This window comes from Plastoroseomonas arctica (assembly GCF_018128965.1).
Taxonomy (GTDB): Bacteria; Pseudomonadota; Alphaproteobacteria; order Acetobacterales; family Acetobacteraceae; genus Plastoroseomonas; species Plastoroseomonas arctica.
In genome coordinates, this window is the sequence record NZ_JAAEDH010000019.1 from 1 (window position 1) to 18,445 (window position 18,445).

General features: G+C 69.4%; 20 protein-coding genes. 8 read left to right on the top strand and 12 right to left on the bottom strand.

Annotated features, from left to right (window positions below; genetic code table 11):
* Window positions 1-664 precede the first annotated feature (664 nt).
* The 5 genes from GXW79_RS15545 to GXW79_RS15565 all read right to left on the bottom strand — a co-directional run bounded on the left by GXW79_RS15545 (window position 665) and on the right by GXW79_RS15565 (window position 5,461).
* The gene (locus GXW79_RS15545; RefSeq protein ID WP_211875352.1) at window positions 665-1,327 is read right to left on the bottom strand and encodes a hypothetical protein; all 663 of its coding nucleotides are present in this window, start codon (window positions 1,325-1,327) and stop codon (window positions 665-667) included.
* A gap of 2 nt (window positions 1,328-1,329) precedes the next feature.
* On the bottom strand, window positions 1,330-1,764 hold the full coding sequence (locus GXW79_RS15550) for a hypothetical protein (protein WP_211875353.1): 435 nt from the start codon (window positions 1,762-1,764) through the stop codon (window positions 1,330-1,332).
* A 309-nt stretch (window positions 1,765-2,073) separates the two neighbouring features.
* Window positions 2,074-3,915: an extracellular solute-binding protein gene (locus tag GXW79_RS15555; RefSeq protein ID WP_211875354.1), complete on the bottom strand. Its 1,842-nt coding sequence runs from the start codon at window positions 3,913-3,915 to the stop codon at window positions 2,074-2,076.
* 29 nt (window positions 3,916-3,944) lie between these two features.
* The gene (locus tag GXW79_RS15560; RefSeq protein WP_211875355.1) at window positions 3,945-4,559 is read right to left on the bottom strand and encodes a Maf family protein; all 615 of its coding nucleotides are present in this window, start codon (window positions 4,557-4,559) and stop codon (window positions 3,945-3,947) included.
* Window positions 4,556-5,461, bottom strand: a complete 906-nt coding sequence (locus GXW79_RS15565; protein WP_211875356.1) for a pyruvate, water dikinase regulatory protein — start codon at window positions 5,459-5,461, stop codon at window positions 4,556-4,558. Before GXW79_RS15565 ends, GXW79_RS15560 begins: the two co-directional genes overlap by 4 nt.
* 298 nt (window positions 5,462-5,759) lie before the next feature.
* Between GXW79_RS15565 and hemE the strand changes: the two genes are divergently transcribed.
* Window positions 5,760-6,803 (top strand): uroporphyrinogen decarboxylase, encoded by a 1,044-nt coding sequence (gene hemE, locus GXW79_RS15570; protein ID WP_211875357.1) that lies wholly within the window; start codon window positions 5,760-5,762, stop codon window positions 6,801-6,803.
* Between the two features lie 81 nt (window positions 6,804-6,884).
* On the opposite strand, the gene dnaQ is transcribed toward hemE, so the two are convergent.
* The 4 genes from dnaQ to GXW79_RS15590 are packed head-to-tail and all read right to left on the bottom strand — an operon-like array spanning window position 6,885 to window position 10,257.
* Window positions 6,885-7,562 (bottom strand): DNA polymerase III subunit epsilon, encoded by a 678-nt coding sequence (dnaQ, locus tag GXW79_RS15575; protein WP_211875358.1) that lies wholly within the window; start codon window positions 7,560-7,562, stop codon window positions 6,885-6,887.
* Entirely contained in the window at window positions 7,559-8,146 is a 588-nt protein-coding gene (coaE, locus tag GXW79_RS15580; protein WP_211875359.1) for a dephospho-CoA kinase, read from the bottom strand. Before coaE ends, dnaQ begins: the two co-directional genes overlap by 4 nt.
* Complete coding sequence (locus GXW79_RS15585) at window positions 8,143-8,976, bottom strand: shikimate dehydrogenase (protein ID WP_211875360.1); 834 nt, start codon at window positions 8,974-8,976, stop codon at window positions 8,143-8,145. The genes coaE and GXW79_RS15585 overlap by 4 nt, the downstream gene beginning before the upstream one ends.
* Window positions 8,977-9,021: 45 nt before the next feature.
* On the bottom strand, window positions 9,022-10,257 hold the full coding sequence (locus tag GXW79_RS15590) for an MFS transporter (RefSeq protein WP_211875361.1): 1,236 nt from the start codon (window positions 10,255-10,257) through the stop codon (window positions 9,022-9,024).
* A gap of 57 nt (window positions 10,258-10,314) precedes the next feature.
* Between GXW79_RS15590 and GXW79_RS15595 the strand changes: the two genes are divergently transcribed.
* Entirely contained in the window at window positions 10,315-11,094 is a 780-nt protein-coding gene (locus tag GXW79_RS15595; RefSeq protein ID WP_211875362.1) for an AraC family transcriptional regulator, read from the top strand.
* A 189-nt stretch (window positions 11,095-11,283) separates the two neighbouring features.
* Here GXW79_RS15595 and GXW79_RS15600 read toward each other — a convergent pair whose 3' ends face one another.
* The 3 genes from GXW79_RS15600 to GXW79_RS15610 all read right to left on the bottom strand — a co-directional run bounded on the left by GXW79_RS15600 (window position 11,284) and on the right by GXW79_RS15610 (window position 13,480).
* Entirely contained in the window at window positions 11,284-12,450 is a 1,167-nt protein-coding gene (locus tag GXW79_RS15600) for a cupin domain-containing protein (RefSeq protein WP_211875363.1), read from the bottom strand.
* 29 nt (window positions 12,451-12,479) lie between these two features.
* A complete protein-coding gene (locus tag GXW79_RS15605) occupies window positions 12,480-13,016 on the bottom strand; it encodes a hypothetical protein (RefSeq protein ID WP_211875364.1) in 537 nt (178 codons plus the stop codon).
* Window positions 13,017-13,132: 116 nt separating this feature from the next.
* Window positions 13,133-13,480, bottom strand: coding sequence for a hypothetical protein (locus GXW79_RS15610; RefSeq protein ID WP_211875365.1), 348 nt, complete (start codon window positions 13,478-13,480; stop codon window positions 13,133-13,135).
* Window positions 13,481-13,624: 144 nt separating this feature from the next.
* Between GXW79_RS15610 and GXW79_RS15615 the strand changes: the two genes are divergently transcribed.
* From GXW79_RS15615 to GXW79_RS15640, 6 genes are all read left to right on the top strand, one after another.
* Complete coding sequence (locus tag GXW79_RS15615) at window positions 13,625-14,593, top strand: Bug family tripartite tricarboxylate transporter substrate binding protein (protein ID WP_211875366.1); 969 nt, start codon at window positions 13,625-13,627, stop codon at window positions 14,591-14,593.
* Complete coding sequence (locus GXW79_RS15620; protein WP_211875367.1) at window positions 14,590-15,075, top strand: tripartite tricarboxylate transporter TctB family protein; 486 nt, start codon at window positions 14,590-14,592, stop codon at window positions 15,073-15,075. Before GXW79_RS15615 ends, GXW79_RS15620 begins: the two co-directional genes overlap by 4 nt.
* A 109-nt stretch (window positions 15,076-15,184) precedes the next feature.
* On the top strand, window positions 15,185-16,684 hold the full coding sequence (locus GXW79_RS15625; RefSeq protein WP_211875368.1) for a tripartite tricarboxylate transporter permease: 1,500 nt from the start codon (window positions 15,185-15,187) through the stop codon (window positions 16,682-16,684).
* A 37-nt stretch (window positions 16,685-16,721) separates the two neighbouring features.
* A complete protein-coding gene (locus GXW79_RS15630) occupies window positions 16,722-17,144 on the top strand; it encodes a type II toxin-antitoxin system CcdA family antitoxin (RefSeq protein WP_211875369.1) in 423 nt (140 codons plus the stop codon).
* A complete protein-coding gene (locus GXW79_RS15635) occupies window positions 17,144-17,443 on the top strand; it encodes a CcdB family protein (RefSeq protein ID WP_246504043.1) in 300 nt (99 codons plus the stop codon). Before GXW79_RS15630 ends, GXW79_RS15635 begins: the two co-directional genes overlap by 1 nt.
* A 30-nt stretch (window positions 17,444-17,473) precedes the next feature.
* Window positions 17,474-18,445, top strand: a complete 972-nt coding sequence (locus tag GXW79_RS15640; protein WP_211875371.1) for a Bug family tripartite tricarboxylate transporter substrate binding protein — start codon at window positions 17,474-17,476, stop codon at window positions 18,443-18,445.

The following is an 18,445-nucleotide window of genomic DNA, read 5'->3' on the forward strand; positions in this document are numbered from 1 at the left end:
CGATGCGGCGCGTTCGGGCATGGCAGGGCGAGCTGGGGCTCGGACGACGGGCGGCCGGGGCGCGGCGGCGACGCGTTCGGGCAGCGGGTGGCGAGACGGCGCGGACCGGCGGGGTGCCGCCGCAGGTGCGGGCTCGGCGCGAGGCACCGGACGTGATTGCGCCCTTCGCTCGCTTTCCGGCGTGGGTCTCGCCGGGGGACGCGCGGGCGTCGTCGCGCGGGGTATGGGCTCAGGTGGCTTTTTCGGCTCACGCGGTGGCAGGGGTGGCTTGGCGATGCGTGCCGAGTCCGGCGTGGCGGCTCGAGGATTTACGCCCGATGTCGTCGGTGAACGCGGAAAGCCGCGGTCGAGTGTCCGCTGGCGCGTGGCGGCCGGCAAGGCCGTGCGCGGCCGCAGAGGCGGCCGCGTGGGTTGGCCGCGTTCGGGCAGCGCGGCGCGATCGCTGCCGCGCGGGGCGGCGTCGCGTGCGACCGGCGGCCGCTCGGTGGTGCGCGGCTTCGCCGGGCGTTCCGAAAAGCGCGCCATCGGCGGCCGTTCCACCGCACGGACGGCAGGCGCCCGCACAGGCGGCATCGGCAGGCGCGGCCGGGCCGGCGCCGTCTTCAGCCGTTCCTGGCGCAGCTTCTCGCGCCAGGCGTCCGGGTTGCGCGGGCGAGCCATGGCCTCAGGCCCCGAAGGTGACCTTCGGTGGCTGCACGGTCGCATCGATGGTGACGATGCGCGGGATCAGGCGCGCCGGTGCCGGCACCGGCTTGAGCGTGGTGCGCAGCAGCGAGGAACCCTCGGCCGAATAGTCGTAGCTCGAGGAGCTCTTGTAGTTCACGTGGCTCGCGAAGGTGGTCGAGACGGAGCCCGAGGCGCCGAAGCCGAACAGCCCGCCATGCGCTTCCGCCTCGGTCTGGATCTCGAACTCGGCGCCGACCTCGAACTCGCTCTGGAAGGAGCTGCGGTGGCTGATCGAGATCTTCACCTCGATGATCGATTCCGTGAACTGGTAGAAGGTGGGCAGCAGGCCCGCCTGCATCAGGCTCATGCTGACGGATTTGCCGACCTCGCTGCGCACCGCGATGGTCTTGGTGTCGCCGGTGGGCGGCGCCGGCGCCGGGCCGTCGGGCAGGGCGGCGCCCGCTTCAAGCACGTCGGAGATCTTCTTCTCCTCGACGATCTCGAAGATCTCGGGGATGACCGAGACCCGGGCGCGGGCGAGCGCGCGGGCCGTGTCGAGCGAGGCCTTGTCGAGCCGGCGCTGACCCTGGGCGATGGCGTTGGCCATCTTGTAGATCATCTCGGGGAAAGGGACGTCGAGGAGTTCCTGGCCAATGCTCATCGTCAACCTCCTGGGTGATGTCTCGCGTGATGCCTGGTGCTGATGGAGATGCCGCTGTCGTTCATCGCCGGCGGCTCGGATGGACGGTGCCAGCGCAGCGGCCGGTGGCGCGCGGCGCCGTCGCGGCCGGTCGCGCCGGCATTGGCGGCGGGCCGGCCGGCGAGCTGGGCCGCGACATTGGCCGCGAACAGGTCACGCAGCTTCGAGGCCGCGGCGCCGCTAGGGTCGACATTGACCGCGCCACAGAATTCCACGGCCCGGTGCTGGCGGAAGAAGCCCACCCATTGCTCGTCGAAGGCGGCGATCAGCGATCCGGCATTCGTGGCCATCAGCACGAAACCCCCGACCTGCAGCGTCAGGTCGGCGAGAGCACCACGCGCGTCCTCATCCTGTTGGAACGACGTGCGCAGATGGATCAGATAGATCTGAACCGCCATGACGTTTTCCTACCGAGTGGCTTGGCTTTATTGGTGCGCTGACTTCGTTGATTGAAGCGCTCAATTGAACGAACAAAAGCGCATGGGAGGAGTGCAAGTCAACGCGAAAGTAGGCCGCGCGGTATTGTTTATTGTATGCACAAATACTGTCTAGGAATGTAGCATTGGATCAACATTGCGATTTTCCCGGTGCGTATCAAAAGCCGTGCGGGGGTCGCGGCTTGGCCGCGCCGAATGCCGCGCGGCGCGGGCAGTGCATCGATTTTGTCGTCTCCTGCGGTGCGCCCGACGCCGAGCGGTCGGCGCCGCTCAGTTCTGGCGGCGGCCTTCCTCGACCGTGCCGACGCGCTGCGCCTCGACCCACCAGCTGTCGAGCCCGATGCCGTATTTCGGATTGCGCGCCGGCTTGCCGAACTTGTCCCACCAGGCGATGCGGAAGCTGCGCATGTGCCATTGCGGGATCATGTGGTTGCCCCACAGCAGCACACGGTCGAGCGCTCGGGTGCGCGCAACCAGCGCATCGCGGTCAGGCGCATTCACCACCTGGTCGACCAGCGCGTCGACCACCGGCGTGCAGATGCCGGTGACGTTCTGACTGCCATTCTCGCGCGCCTTCTCGCAGGTGAAGAAGTCGCGCTGCTCATTGCCGGGCGACAGGCTCTGGCCGATGGAATCCACCGTCATGTCGTAGTCGAAGGCGTCGATGCGCACCTGGTACTGCGCCGGGTCCACGGTACGGACGCGCGCGGTAACGCCCAGGCGTTCCAGCGCCTGGACATAGGGCAATGCGATGCGCTCGAAGGTCGCGCCCTGGATGAGGATCTCGAATTCGAAGGGCTGGCCCTGGGCGTTGATCAGGCGGCGGTCGCGCACCGTCCAGCCGGCCTCGCGCAGCAGCGCGAGCGCGCGGCGCAACCCCTCGCGGTTGTTGCCGGAGCCATCGGTCACCGGCAGGCGGTACTCCTCCGTGAACAGCGCCGGGGGCAGCTGGGCGCGGAAGGGTTCGAGCACAGCGAGCTCGGCGCCGGAGGGAATGCCGGAGGAGGCGAAATCGGAATTGGAGAAGTAGGACGCGGTGCGGGTGTAGCTGCCGAAGAACAGGTTGGTGTTCATCCATTCGAAGTCGAACACCTCGATCATGGCGCGGCGGACGCGCGCATCCTGGAACAGCGGGCGGCGATGGTTCATCGCGAAGGCCTGCATCCCCGTGGGGATTTCGTGGCGGATCTCCTCGCGCTTGACCAGGCCGCGGCGGATGGCGGGGAAGTCGTAGCCGGTCGCCCAGTCCCGCGCGCTGTTCTCCTGGCGAAAGTCGATCTGGCCGGCCTTGAAGGCCTCGAACGCCACGGTGGTGTCGCGGTAGTATTCGTAGCGGATGCGGTCCCAGTTGTTGGTGCCGCGCATGGTGGGCAGGTCGCGGCCCCAGTAGTCGGCGACGCGCTGGTAGACGATGCCGCGCCCGGTCTCGAAGCGCTCGACCCGATAGGGCCCGGAACCGAGCGGGGCCTCGAGCAGGGGGCGGGAGAAATCGCGCCCTTCCCAGAAATGCTTCGGCAGCACCGGCAGCTGGCCCAGGATCAGCGGCAGTTCGCGGTTCTCGGCGGAGGTGAAGCGGAACACCACCCGGCGCGGCCCCTCGGCCACGCATTCGCGCACATCGGCCCAGTAGCCGCGATAGGTGGGGCGGCCGGCGGTGCGCAGCGTGTTGAAGGTCCAGACCACATCCTCGGCGGTGATCGGGCGGCCATCATGCCAGCGCGCCTGCTCGTGCAAGGTGAAGGCAACCCAGAGACGATCGGCCGGCAGCTCGATCTCGGCGGCGAGGTGAGCGTATTCGCTGCTGCCCTCGTCGGAGCTCTCCTTGAGCAGCGTGTCGTAGAGGTTGCCCAGGCCGACCGCCGCAGTGCCGCGCAGGATGAAGCTGTTGAGGCTGTCGTAGCTGCCCAGCGCGGTGAGCACGATCTCGCCGCCCTTGGGCGCGTTCGGGTTCACCCAGGGCCAGTGCCGGAAGTCGCGCGGCAAGGCGGGTTCACCCAGCAGCGACAGCGCATGGGTGCGGGTGATGCCATCCGGACCGGGGCGTCCCGAGGGCGTGGCGGCGAGGCCCGTGGCGAGTGCTGCGGGCAGCGCGAGGAGGTGGCGGCGATGCATGGGCAAGACCTTGGAGGCGGGGTTGGCGCTCAATCCAACAAGACGTGGTGCTGGCGGAGGAAGCGCAACAGGGGCATCAGCGGCAAGCCGAGGATCGCCGAATGCTCGCCCCCCACGCGCGCGAAGAGCTGCACGCCCGGACCCTCCAGCCGGTAGGCGCCGACCGAACCCAGCAGCGTGGGGCCTTCCAGGGCGAGGTAGGCGTCGAGGAACTCATCGGAGAAGTCGCGCATCTCCATCGGCGAGACGGTGACGTCCTGCCAGACCCGATGGCCGCCGCGCCAGGCGACCATGCCGCTGACCAGCTCATGCTTGCGCCCGCGCAGCGCCTGGAGCTGGACGCGCGCAGCCTCCATGTCAGCCGGCTTGTCGTACCAGGCACCGTCGCAGACCAGCATCTGGTCGGCGGCGATCACCAGATCGTCGGGTCGGGTGCGCGCGATGCGGGAGGCCTTGGCGTCGGCGAGGATCAGCGCGGTGTCGGCGACGGGCACGTCCTCGGCGCGGCAGGCGTCCTTGATGGCGGCTTCGTCGACCTGCGGTGTCGCGATCTCGAAGGCGACGCCGGCGGCCTGCAGCACGGCGCGGCGGGAGGCGGAGCCGCTGGCGAGCACCACATGCGGGGCATCGGGGCGCATCATCATGGCGTCGTTCCTGTGCCGAGCACGGCGGCGGCGGGGTCGGAGGGGGCAGCGCGGGCCTCGGCTTCGGCGCCGCGGCGGCGGGCGTGCCAGGCTTCCATCAATTGCAACACGGTCGCTGCGGTCTCCTCGATGCTGCGGCGGGTGACGTCGATCACCGGCCAGCCATGGGCGGTACAGAGCCGTCGCGCGGCGACGATCTCGGCCTTCACGGATTCATGGTCGATATAGTCGTTGGCGTCCTGTCGCACGCCGGAGGCGCCGATCAGGCGCAGGCGATGGCGACGGATGTCGATCAGCGCATTGACCTCGATATGCAGACCCACGACCGGGCAGGGCGGGTTCTCCAGCTCGATCGGCAGGCTCGCGCCGGGCACGATCGGCACGTTGGCCGCCTTGATGCCGCGGTTGGCGAGGTAGAAGCAGGTGGGCGTCTTGGAACTGCGCGAGACGCCAACGAGGCAGACATCGGCCTCGGCGATGCCGGCCGTGCCCTGGCCGTCATCATGGGAGAGCACGTAGTGCATGGCGTCGATGCGGCGGAAGTAGTCCGCATCCATGACGTGCTGCGCCGCGCGCTTCTCCCGCGCCTGGGTGCCGAGCGCGCCCTGCAGCAGCTCCATCACGCCATCGAGCGGGGAGAGGCAGGTCAGGTGCAGCCGCGCGCAGGCTTCCTCCAACGCGTGCTTGAGGCTGCGGTCGACCAGGGTGAACAGCACCGGGCCGGGCTCATGCTCGATGCCGTCCAGCACGCGGTCGAGCTGCATGCGGGTGCGCACCAGGGACCAGCGGTGATGGATGACGCGCACATCCTCGAACCGCGCGAGGGTGGCGCGGGCGATGGAGTTCAGCGTCTCCCCGGTGCTGTCCGAGACCAGGTGGAGGTTGATCGTCCTGTTGGTCATCCTGTGGGCAACACCTGCGCGATTTGGGGGTAGCGGGGGGAAGAAGGCCGTATTCCGGGTCGCCTGTGCAAGGCGGGGATTGTGGCATGCCGAGCGAAGGCCAGGGGATGGCGTGGGACGAAAGCTGTGCGGAATCCGCATAACCCGCTTTGACGCAGCTGGTATACGGCCCAATCGCGCAGCGCGCCTGTGGAAAGAGCTGTGGAGCGATCCCGGCGCCACTGCGTCCCCAATATCCACACCCCCTACTGCACTTAACCCCTTTTTAAATCTTCAAAATTAAGGGATTGGTTGGGTCATGGACCTTGCCTCGAAGCCCTTGCTGCGTGCCTTGAACGGGGAAGCCGTGTGGCCGCCGCCGATGTGGCTGATGCGCCAGGCGGGGCGATATCTGCCCGAATACAGGGCGTTACGCGAAAAGGCGGGCGGTTTCCTGACGCTGTGCACCACGCCCGACCAGGCGGCGGAGGTGACGATCCAGCCGATCCGCCGCTTCGGCATGGATGGGGCGATCCTGTTCTCGGACATCCTGATCGTGCCCTGGGCGCTGGGCCAGCCACTGCGCTTCGCGGAGGGCGAGGGTCCGGTCCTGGATCCGGTGCGCGACGCCGCAGCGATCGCAGGCCTGCGCCCCGAGCTGGTGGCGGAGCGCGCCGCGCCGATCTACGAGACGGTGCGCCGGGTGCGGGCAGGGCTCGCCGCCGAGGCGCCGTCGACCACGCTGATTGGCTTCGCCGGCGGCGCCTTCACAGTGGCCTGCTACATGGTCGAGGGCCATGGATCGAAGGAATACGCGACCCCGCGGGGCATGGCCTATGCCGACCCCGCCCTGTTCGCAAAGCTGCTCGACACGGTGGTGGCGGCGACGGCGGAATACCTCATCGCCCAGGCGGATGCCGGCGCCGAAGCGCTGATGATCTTCGACAGCTGGGCGGGGATGCTGCCGCCGTCGCAGTTCCGGCGCTGGGTGATCGAGCCGACGCGCACGATCGTGGATCTGGTGCGGACAAAGTATCCTGAGATCCCACTGATCGGCTTTCCGCGCCTGGCCGGCCCGATGCTCGTTGAATATTCGCAGCGCGCAGGCGTTCGGACGGTGGCGATGGACACGTCGATGGACCCGCGCTGGGCGCGCGACGCGGTCTCGCCAGAGATCACCTTGCAGGGCAACCTCGACCCCATCTCGGTGCTCGCTGGCGGCGAGGCGATGGAGAACCAGGCGCGCGGCATCCTGGACGCGATGCGGGGGCGGCCCTTCGTGTTCAACCTCGGCCACGGCATCCTGCCGCCGACGCCGCCGGAGCACGTGGCGGCTTTGGTGCGCGTGGTGCGCGAGGGCTGACCTTCCGGCCAGCACCAAGAGATAAAAATAAAAGCAAGAGTTCAAAGGCATAGGTTTGCGGGGGAGGTCTTTCTCCCGACTTTACTTCAACCAAAGCGCATCCTTGATCTTCGTCGCGATGAACGCGGCATGCCGCTGCAACGCGCCCTCATCCACCTCGATCATCACCGGCGTCCGCACGATTGGCGCCTCGCCTGGCAGCAGTGCCGGCGCGCTGCGCTCGATGGCCAGTACCAGCCCTGGCTGCCGCCCGCCCATCAGTTCGAGGTAGACCTCGGCAAGCAGCTGCACGTCGAGCAGCGCGTTGTGCGAGGTGCGCATGGAGTTGTCGATATTCATGCGCCGGCACAGCGCGTCGAGGCTGTTGGGCATGCCCGGATAGCGGCCCTTGGCGAGGTCGAGCGTGTCGACCATGCGGGAGCGCGGGAGCGCGGGCCTGCCGCAGCGGGCGAATTCGGCGTCGAGCATGGCGAAGTCGAAGGCGGCGTTGTGCGCGATGATGGGGTCGTCGCCGAGGAAGGTTTCGAGCTCGGCGATGATGTCGGCGAAGGTCGGCTTGCCGGCGACGTCGGCGGAGGTGAAGCCGTGGATGCGGGAGGCGTCCGACGGGATATCGCGCTCGGGATCGATGACGCGGTGGAAGACGCGACCGGTGGGCATCAGGTTGATGATCTCGATGGCCGCCACTTCGAGCACGCGGTGGCCTTCACGGGCGTCGAGGCCGGTGGTCTCGGTGTCGAGGACGAGCTGGCGGGTCATGCGCGGTAGCGCCGCACGAGGCGGCGGATGCTGGTCTGGGTCATGTGCTTGTTCAGGCCTGAGTGGAGGAGGTGATCGGCGCGGCGGCGCTTTTCCGAATCGGGCATCTGGCGCGCCAGGATGGCTGCGAAGCGCGATGGCGTCATCCCCGGCCGGCGGAGGACGCGGGCGCGCTGGACCGCGGCGGGCGCGGTGACGACGAGGACGGCATCCACGCGCCGCTGGCCGCCGGTCTCTAGCAGCAGGGGGATGTCGAGCACGACGAGACGCGTTCCGCGGCGGCGAGCGGCGGCGAGGAAGCGGCGCTCGGCGTCGCGGACCAGCGGGTGGATGATGCGCTCGAGCGTGGTCATCGCTTCGGCCTTGCCGATGACGGCGGCGCGGAGGGATTCACGGTCGATGGCGCCGCGGGCGACAGTTCCGGGAAAGGCGCGCGCGATGGCGGCGACGGCGCGGCCGCCGGGCGCCTGCAGCGCGTGGACGGTGGCGTCGGCATCGAAGACGGGGACGCGCAGGCGGCGGAACATCGTCGCGGCGGTGGATTTCCCCATGCCGATGCCGCCGGTCAGGCCGAGGATGATCACCGCGGCGGGATGTCGTGCGCCACGAAGGCACGGAGCGTGGCATCCACCAGCGGCTCCACGCCGAACCAGGCCGCGAAGCCTGGCCGTGCCTGGTGCAGCAGCATCCCCAGACCATCGACGCCGCGCAGGCCACGGGCGCGCGCCTGGGCCAGCAGCGGCGTCTCCAGCGGCACGTAGACGATGTCCGCGACCACGGCCGCGGCGGGCAGCGGGGTAAGGTCGAGCATCAGCGGCGGATGTCCCGCCATGCCGAGCGAGGTGGTGTTCACCACCAGCGCGACGTCGCCCAGTGGCGGCTCGGCGGCGACGGCGACGGGCCCGCCGAGATCGTGGGCAAGCGCCTCGGCGCGGTCCAGGCTGCGGTTGACGAGGGTGAGCCGCGGGCAGCCGGCATCGAGCAGGGCGGCGGCGATGGCGCGCGCCGCACCGCCGGCGCCGAGCAGCACGGCGGGGCCATCACTCGCCTGCCAGCCCGGCGCCTGCTCGCGGATGCTCTCGAGGAAGCCGAAGCCGTCCGTGTTGGAGCCATGGATGCGGCCCTCGGCGAAGACCATCGTGTTCACCGCGCCGGCGCGGCGGGCGGAGGCATCGACACTGTCGCAGATCTCGAAGGCGGCGAGCTTGTGTGGGATGGTGACGTTGGCGCCGCGAAAGCCGCAGGCCATGAGGCCACGCACGGCGCGCGCGAACTGCTCGGGTACGACGGGCAGCGGGAGGTAGGCACCGTCGATCCCGTGCTGCCGCAGCCAGTAGCCGTGCAGCCGGGGTGAGCGCGAATGCGCGACGGGCTGGCCGAGGACGCCGGCGAGGCGCGCGGCACCGGTCAGCATGGGCGGAGGCGGTGGAACAATCATCCACCGCCTTAATGCCGCGCGTCACTCAGCCGGCGCAAGCCCATTGGCTTCTGGCGCTGCGGCCCAGCGCTCGGGGGCCAGTTCTTCGGCGCGGTTGGGGAAGGCCAGCGCGCAGAGCAGGGTGACGGCACCGACCGCCGCGAGCACCAGCATGGTCGAGGCCAGGCTGCCGGTCGTCCCATGCAGCCAGGCGATCAGCGGGGAGGCCAGGGCCGCGCCCATGAAGCCGATGGTGAAGCGGATGGAATAGAGCTTTGCGCGCAGCGCGGGGGCGACGTAGCGGGCGGTCATGGTCTCGTTCACCGTCACCTGCCCGAAGATGGCCGCGGCCGCGATGCCGGCCACCGGCAGCACCACCCAGCCATGCAGAAAGGCCAGTGCCGCGAGCGCGGGTGCCAGGACCATGGCGAGCGGCATGAACACCGCCTTGAGCGTGCGCCGGTCGATCATCCGGCCCACGGTAAACTGGGTGAGCCCGCCGCAGATGGTGGCGAGGAACGCCAGCAGCCCGACCACCGGCAGCAGGTCCGGCGAGACGGCCAGGCGCTCCTCCATCAGCTTGGGCAGCAGGATGGTGAAGGCGTTGAACACGAGGCCCGACACGGCAGCGATGGACATCAGCACGATCACCGCGCGGCGCACCACGGCGGGCGGGATCGTCGGGAAGGGCCGCTGCCGCTTGGCCTGAGCCGCGTAGTCGTAGTCGGGCTCGCGCAGCCAGAGCAGTCCGATCAGGGCGCACAGAATGCCGGGGATGATGAAGGCCCAGCGCCAGCCCATGCCGCCGACCACGAAGGCGGTGACGATGGGCGCGGAGGCCACGCCGAGATTGCCGAAGACGCCGTTCACGCCCATCGCGCGGCCGACGCGGTCGCCCGCGGCCTCGACCAGCATCGCCGTGCCGACCGGGTGGTAGATGGCGGCAAACGCCCCCATCAGCCCGAGCGCGGCGCCCAGGGTGTAGGGGCCCTGGGCGAAGCCGGCGCCGGCCATGCACAGCCCAGTGCCGATGAAGAAGGCGCCGAACAGCGCGCGGCGGCCGAGCTTGTCCTGCAGCCACCCCATCGGCAGCGCGCCCAGCCCGTAGACCACGAACATGGTGGTGCCGAGCGCGATGATCGGCCCGTAATCCGTCCCGAACAGCGCCGGCTCCTGCACCACGATGCCAAGCACGGCGGTGGCCAGGATCAGCAGGGAATAATGGGTGAAGCTGTGGGCGGCGTTGACGAACCAGACCTGGCGTTCGGCGGCGGACATTGGCGTTCTCCTCGACCCTGAGTGTAGGGTGGCCGCTTCGCAACGTCAGGCCAATGCATGTCGCTGAACGGCCAAATCCCGCTGCGTGATATCCCGGCCGACCGGGTGGATCGCCCCCTCGCCGCCTTCGCACGCGACTATGCCGAAGGCGAGGAGACCGGCCTGCACACGCACGCTCGCGCCCAGCTGCTCTATGCGACGCGCGGCCTGATGCGCATCACCACCGAGGCGGCGCGCTTCGTGGTGCCGCCAGGGCGGGGGCTCTTTGTCCCCGCCGGCCTGCCCCACGCCGTGCGTATGGAAGGGCTCGTCGCCATGCGGGCGCTGTTCCTGCGCGAGGACGCGGCCCAGGGCGCGCCGGCGCGGCCGCAGGTGATGGTGGTCACGCCCCTGCTCCGCGCGCTGATCCTCGCCGCCTGCGACGAGCCGCTGGAATGGGACGAAGCCGGCCGCGGCGGTCACCTGGCGGCGCTGATCCTCTCCGAACTCCGCCGCGCCGCGACCCTGCCGCTCGCCGTGCCCGAACCCCGCGATCCACGGCTGCTGCGCCTGACCGCGGCCCTGCGCGAGGCACCTTCACGTGCGTTGACACTCGAAGCCTGGGCCGAGGGCTGCGGGGCCAGCGCACGCACCCTCCAGCGGCTGTTCCTGGCCGAAACCGGCATGGGCTTCGCGCAATGGCGCCAAGCGCTGCGGCTGGCGGAGGCGTCCGCCATGCTGGCCCAGGGCGTGGCACCGGCACGGGCGGCGGCGGCGGTGGGGTACGCCAGCGCCTCGGCGTTCGGGGCTGCGTATCGTGCTGCGTTTGGGGAGACGCCGCGGGGGGTGACGAGCTGAAACAAGCATGGGGGAAAAGAATTTCCCGCAAACCCCCTTTCTTTTATTTTTATCAATTGGTACTTGGCGCGTGGCCAGTACTCCTTTCACCGCGGAAGTACTTCCGTCAAATGAGAGCCAATATTCCAAAAAGAAAGAATGGGGTTTGGGGGAAATTGATTTCCCCCATTCTGTCGTCAGTACCGACCCCTACCGCTCCAACAATCCCAGCGCCGCCAGCTTGCGCCCGAAGGCCACGCCACCTTCGCCCAGGCTGCCGGCGGTCGCGCCTTCTTCCAGCGCCTGCAGCCAGCCCAGCTCCTCGGCGCTCAGCGGCAGCACGCCGCCGTACCAGCGCAGCGTGGCGCCGCCGTCTTCGTTGGGGATCAGGTGGTGCAGCATGGAATCCGCGAGGCGGAGTGTGGTGCCCGCTTCAATCGGCGCCGGGAACAGGCCGCGCGCCGGCAGCGGCAGGCGTTCCTGCGCGACGCGGTCGAGGGCCGCGATCGCGATGCGCTCGGCGAGGTTGGCGCTGGTGAGCGCCTCGAGCACCGGGGCCAGGCGCTGGGCGAGGATGGCGGCACCTTCCGGGTCGCCCAGGCGCCAGGTGGGGACGCTTTCGCGGAGTGCGGGGAGTTCGCGCTCCAGCGCCTCGACCACGCCGGCGAGGATGTTCGCCCAGCTCGGGTCCAGGAAGCCGATGGTGATGTGCAGCGAAGGCCCGTCGGCGGTGGCGGCGTCGTGCATGATGCCGCGCGGAATGTAGAGAAGGTCGCCGGGGTTCATCTCGACGCGGTGCGCCTCGCCATGGGAGCGGTAGCGGTTTTCCCAGGGTGTGGCGCGGGTCGGCTTGGCGATGGGCGTGCCATCCCAGATGCGCCAGACCTTCCTGCCCTCGACCTGGAGCACCAGCACGTCATGGGTGTCGTAATGGGCGCGGAAGCCTTGGGCGCCGGGGGGCGTGAGGTAGATGTTGGATTGCGAGGCGTGCAGGAACGCCTTCTCCAATCCGCGGCAGAAGGCGGCGAGCGGCGGGTGCAGCTCGTGGAATTGCGAGACGACGAGCGAGGCGCCGCGGTCGAAAAGCCCGAACAGGGCGGGCAGGTCCACGCGGGGGCTGTCGGGCAGCAGGAACTCGTCCTGCGGCACGCCGGCACTGCCTTCGCGGCTGTTGTCGGCCATGGAGACGCGCGGGGTGCGCGCCGCGTCGGTGCGCAGGAAGGCGTCGAGGTCGGCCGTGCTCAGCAGATGCGAGAAGCGCCTGGGGTCATGGCCGGGGAAGAAGCGCCAAGCATCGCCCTCCCGCAAGGCGATGGCATCCTCGAAGGACAGGTCGCCGAAGGCGAGATGGAATGCGGTCTCGGCGAGGGTCGTCATCGGCGGCTCAATCCTGCGGGTCGCCCCGATTAGTAGCGGCGGCCGCGCCCATAGCCGGGACCGTCGCTGGGATCGGCGTCGGTGTAGCCAGTGCGGACCCGGTTGCCGCGATAGCCTCCGCCGCGCCCGTAGCCGGCGCCGTCGTTGGGGTCGGAGTCGGAATAGCCGGTGCGGACGCGATTGCCGCGATAGCCGCCGCGACCGTTGCCCGCGCCGTCATTGGGATCGGAATCGGTGATGCCGGTGCCGCGCTGCACGGGGCCACGATAGCCGCCGCGGCCATTGCCGGGACCGTCATTGGGATCGGCATCGGTGATGCCGGTGCCGCGCTGCACCGGGCCGCGATAGCCGCCGCGCCCGTTGCCGGGGCCATCATTGGGGTCTGCGTCTGTGATGCCGGTGCCGACCGGCGCGTAGACCGGCTGCGGCGCCGGCGCGACCACGCAGCTTGCAAGCGGCACCGGCACGGCAGCGACGCCCACGGCACGAACCAGGACCAGGCGGCGGGAAAGCCGGGGCGGCGCCAGTTCGGCCTCCGGGCTTGGGTTCTTGTCGTTGCTGCTCATCGGACCCTCTGCGAAACAGATGGGCACAATCCGACGCAATCTGCCGCGAGACAAGGGTTTGCGCGGCGAAGAATCGTTTTATTGATTGCGATCCGCTTCGCGTCGACGGTTCCGGCCTAGCGACCCGAACGACCATTTCCGGCACCGTCGCTCGGATCCCGGTCGGTCAGGCCGGTGTTGCGGCGCACGGGCTGTCGGCCGCGGCCGTTGCCAGGGCCGTCGTTGGGGTCGTTGTCGGTGATGCCGGTGCCGCGGCGCTGCTGCGTTCCACGGCCATTGCCGGGCCCGTCATTGGGGTCATTGTCGGTGAGGCCGGTGCGGCGCGCCGGCGGCGGGTTGTTCTGGCGCGGCGCCTCGACGATGCAGCAGGTGAGGCCGAGCGGCAGCACAGCAACGCCCGCTGCCCGCACAACCAGGAGGCGCCGGCCGAGTGGCCCAGCCGGTTTGATCTTGATATCGCTCACTGCCGTCGCTCCGCCGTGATTCGGTGGGAAGATATAATTTGGCCTTGTCCGATCAAAAGTCGGTGAACGCGATGCTGCACCATCCCTTGTCGCTTGGCGAGGGTCATGCTTCGTTCGCGCAAGCGCCAACGGGAGCAAAACGCCATGATCCATCGCCGCCACCTGATCGCGTCAGGCCTGGCCCTGCCGGGGCTGTCCCTCAGCGCGCGTGGCGCCCTGGCGCAACAGCGTTTCGCGCAGATCTCCATGTTCATCCCCGCCGGGCCCGGCGGCGGCTGGGACGGCCTGGGCCGCGCGATCGAGCAGGTGGCGCGGCCGGCCGGGCTGGTGGGGAATTTCCAGTTCGAGAATGTCGGCGGCGCCGGCGGCACCGTGGGGCTGCCGCGCTTCGTGGGCCAGCGCCGCGGCCGCGCCGATGCGCTGATGGTCGCGGGCTCCGTCATGGTGGGCGCGGTGCTGACCAACCGGTCCCCGGTGGGCATCACCTCGGTGGTGCCGATCGCGCGGCTGACCGAGGAGGTGGGCGTGATTGTGGTGCCCGCGAGCTCGGAGTTCACCGAGATCGGACAGCTTCTGGCCGCCTTGCGTGCCGGCCCAGGTGCGGTGAGCGTCGCCGGCGGGTCAGCGGGCGGCAGCGACCACATCACCCTGGGGCTGATCCTGAAGGCGCTCGGCCGCAATGCGCGGGAGGCGAGCTACGTCGCCTTCGCCGGCGGCGGGCCGGCCCAGGCCGCGTTGCTCGGCGCCCAGGTTCGCGCCGGGATTTCCGGCTGGTCCGAATTCTCCGAGCAGATCGCCGCGGGCCGCATGCGCGCCCTGGCCACGACGGGTGCGACGCGGAGTGCGCCCAACGTGCCGACGCTCAAGGAAAGCGGCTGCGACGTGGTGACCGGCAATTGGCGCGGGATATTCGCCGCACCTGGCATCCAGCCGGCCGCGCGCCAGGCGCTGGTGGATTTCATCACCGCCGTGCACGCCCTGCCCGCGTGGACCACGCTGTTGCAGACGCGCGGCTGGGACGACGCATTCCTGGTGGGCGACGCCTTCGAGGCCTACCTGCGCGCCGACATCGCGGCGACGGAGACGGTGCTGCGGGAGATCGGGCTCGCATGACGCGCGCGCGCGCCTACGGCCCGGATCTCGGTGCCGGCCTGTTCGTGCTGCTGCTCGGCGCGCTGGCGCTGTGGCAGGCGGCCGCGATCCAGTCCTCGCCACTTTACGCCCAGGTGGGGCCGCGCGCGGTGCCCTATGGCGTGGCCGCCGGGCTGGTGCTGATCGGGGTGGGGCTGGTGGTGGTCGCGCTGCGCGGCGGGTGGTCTTCGGAGATGGAGGAGGTGGTGGAGGCGCCGCCGACCGCCTGGCGATCGCTCGCCTATCTCGGCGCTGGCCTGATCGCGAATGTGGCCTTGATCGAGTGGCTGGGCTTCGTCCTCGCCGCGACGGTGCAGTTCGTCCTCGTCTGCGCCGCCTTCGGTTCGCGCCACCTGTTGCGCGACCTGGGCATCGGCCTCGCGGTAACCGTGGCCGCCTACCTATTCTTCGCCCGCGTCCTGGGCGTCAGCATCGGCGCCGGCATCCTGGAAGGCTTGATCTGAGCGCCGTTCGCCGGTTGGGTACCAAGTGAAAAAACAAAAGAAGAGGCGCAACGTATACGTTGCGCGGGGGGAATTCTTTCCCCCCGTCTTTCTTTCTGAGGGATTGGTGATGGATAGCATCGACGGCCTTCTTCTGGGCTTCTCCCATGCCCTCACTCTAACCAACCTCGGTTGGGCCTTGCTGGGCTGCTTCCTCGGAACCGCGATCGGCGTGCTGCCTGGCCTGGGCCCGGCGCTGACCATCGCGCTGTTGCTGCCGATAACCTTCAGCGTCACGGCCACGGGGGCCTTCATCCTGTTCTGCGGGGTCTTCTACGGAGCGATGTATGGCGGTTCCACCACCTCGATCCTGCTGAACACGCCCGGGGAATCGGGGTCCATCATCACCGCGCTCGAGGGTGCGAAGATGGCCAAGAACGGCCGTGCCGGCCCGGCCCTGGCGACAGCCGCGATCGGCAGCTTCGTGGCGGGGACGGTTGGCACGCTCGGCATCGCATTCCTTGGCCCGATCGTCGTGGAGCTCGCGCTGAAGCTCGGCCCGGCCGAGTATTTTTCCCTGATGATCCTGTGCTTCGTGACGGTCTCTGCGGTGCTGGGCTCCTCGGCGTTGCGGGGCCTGGCGTCGCTGTTTTTCGGCCTGCTGCTGGGCCTCGTGGGCATCGACAACCAGACCGGTCAGGCGCGCTTGACCTTCGGGATCCCGGAGTTGCTGGACGGGGTGAATGTGGTTCTCGTCGCCGTGGCGCTGTTCGCGGTGGGGGAGACGCTCTACCTCGCCTGGCGCTGGGCGGAGACGAAGCAGGTGGTGCTGCCGGTGGGCCGCTTGATGCTGTCCAAGGAGGATTGGAAGCGCTCCATTGGGCCGTGGCTGCGTGGCGCGGGATTGGGCTTCCCCTTCGGCGTGCTGCCGGCGGGCGGCACCGAGATGCCGACCATGCTCAGCTACTACGCCGAGAAGAAGCTCGTGGACCCGAAATACGCGCATGAATTCGGCACGACGGGCGCCATCGAAGGTGTGGCTGGGCCGGAGGCTGCGAACAATGCCGCGGCCGCGGGCGTGCTGGTGCCGATGCTGACCCTGGGCCTGCCGACGAGTGCGACGGCCGCGATCATGCTCAGCGCCTTCCAGAGCTATGGCATCCAGCCGGGGCCCCTGCTGTTCACGACGCAGGCCGACCTAGTGTGGACGCTCATCGCATCCCTGTTCATCGCCAACGTGATGCTGGTTGTTCTCAACCTGCCGCTCGTGGGGCTGTGGGTACGCATCCTGAAGATACCGACGCCGCAGCTTTATGCCGGCATCCTGGTCTTCGCGACGATCGGGACCTACGGGATCAGCAACTCCGTGATCGACCTGGTGCTGCTGTACGCCATCGGGATCGTCGCGATGTTCATGCGGCGGTTCGATTTCCCGACCGCGCCGGTGGTGATCGGGATGATCCTTGGCCCGATGGCAGAGCAGGCGATGCGCCAGGCGCTCACCATCAGCCAGGGGGATTGGAGCACCTTCGTGACGCGACCGGTAAGCGTATCGATTCTGGTGATCGCGGCGGTCGCGCTGGTCGGGCCGCGGGTTTACGAGCGCTGGGGGCGGCGGTCGGCGCGATAGTGATTGCACAAGGTGCGTGCCGTGATATTGTGCATTGATGGCACAGGATCAAACATCCGGTATCGATGAAGCCATCCGCGCGGCCGGTGGCGTCGAAGGGCTGGGTGACGCGCTGGGCTGTGCGCATTCCTCGGTGGTGCGGTGGCGGCAGCGCGGCCGGGTGCCGGCCGACCGGGTCGTCGCGATCGAGTCGGCGACGGGCGTGCCGCGGGATCGGTTGAGGCCGGACCTTTATGCGCAGCCCGCACGTCCGGGGATGGCGGAAGCGCAGGCCCCATTCGTCGCCGAGGCCCGCAGCTTGGGCCTCGATCCGGAGCGCATCGCGGAGGCGGCGCTGCGGACCGCCGTGAGCGACGAGAAGGCGCGGCGTTGGGCCGAGGAGAACCGGGAGGCGATCGCCGCGCACAATGCCTGGGTCGAGGAGCATGGGGTGATCCTGGCAAAGTATCGCATGTTTTGATGCCGCGCTTCGCTTTGCACCGGCTGCCGGACGCGCCGGGCTATCTGCTGGACGTGCAATCGAACAATCTGGATATGCTTCCCACCCGCATCGTCGTGCCGCTGGTGCCGGAGGCGACCTCGCCGCGCTTGCTGAAGGGCCTCACCCCGGTCTTCGATATTGAAGGCGAACGCTTGCTGATGGTGACCTACCAGATGGCGTCCATGGAGCGCCGCATCCTCGGCCCCATCCTCGGCGACCTCTCTGCCGAGCGGGACCGCATCACCGCCGCGCTCGACCTGCTGCTCACGGGGTTCTAGCCTTTCCGCAAAACGGGGGGAGAACCGGCGATGGCTCAACGACGCCACATCCTGGCGGGTGCCGCAGCGCTCGCAGTGCCGGCGGTTGCGCGCGCGCAGGCCCCCTGGCCGGACCGGCCGCTGCGCTTCGTCATCGGCGGTGCGGCCGGAGGCGCGTCGGACATCTTCCTGCGCATGATGGAAGCGCGGCTGCGGGAAAAGCTTGGCCAGCCCTTGGTGATCGACCCGCGCCCGGGCGCGGGCGGCATGGTCGGCGCCGAGATCGCCGCGCGGGCAACGCCGGATGGCTACAGCTTCTACATCAACCACATCGCCTCCCACGGCATCGGGCCCACCCTGTACCGCCGGCTTTCCTTCGACCCGCTGCGCGACCTGCCGGGTGTGGCGCGCATCGCCTCGATGCCGAACGTGCTGATCGTGAAGGGCGACGGGCCGGTGCGTTCCGTGGCGGAGCTGGTGGCCTTCATCCGCGCCAATCCCGCGCGGGCGAATTTCTCCTCGGCCGGGTCGGGGACGTCGTCGCATCTGTCGGGCGTACTGTTCGGGCAGCGGATGGGGGTGGAGGTGCAGCACGTGCCCTATCGCGGCACCGCGCCCTCGATGGCGGCGGTGCTGAACGGGGAGGTGCTGTTCGCCATCGACAACGCGCCGGCCAGCCGGCAGCAGGTGCTGGCGGGGATGCTGCGGGCGCTGGGGGTCTCGACCGCCGCGCGCGCTTCGACCATGCCGGAAATCCCCACCATGCAGGAACAGGGCGTGGCGGAATTCGACGTCGCGTCCTGGTACGGGATCGCGGCACCCTCGGGCGTATCGCGCCCGATCATCGAGCGGCTGGGCGCCGAGATCGTGGCCGCCCTCAACGACCCCGGCGTGGCGCAGCGCATCCGAGAGTACGGGGCAGAACCGGCGCCGCTCGGCCCTGCCGCGTACGACGCCTACATGCTGCGCGAGAAGGAGGTCTGGGCGCCGGTGGTGCGTGCCGCGGGCGTGACGGTGGACTGA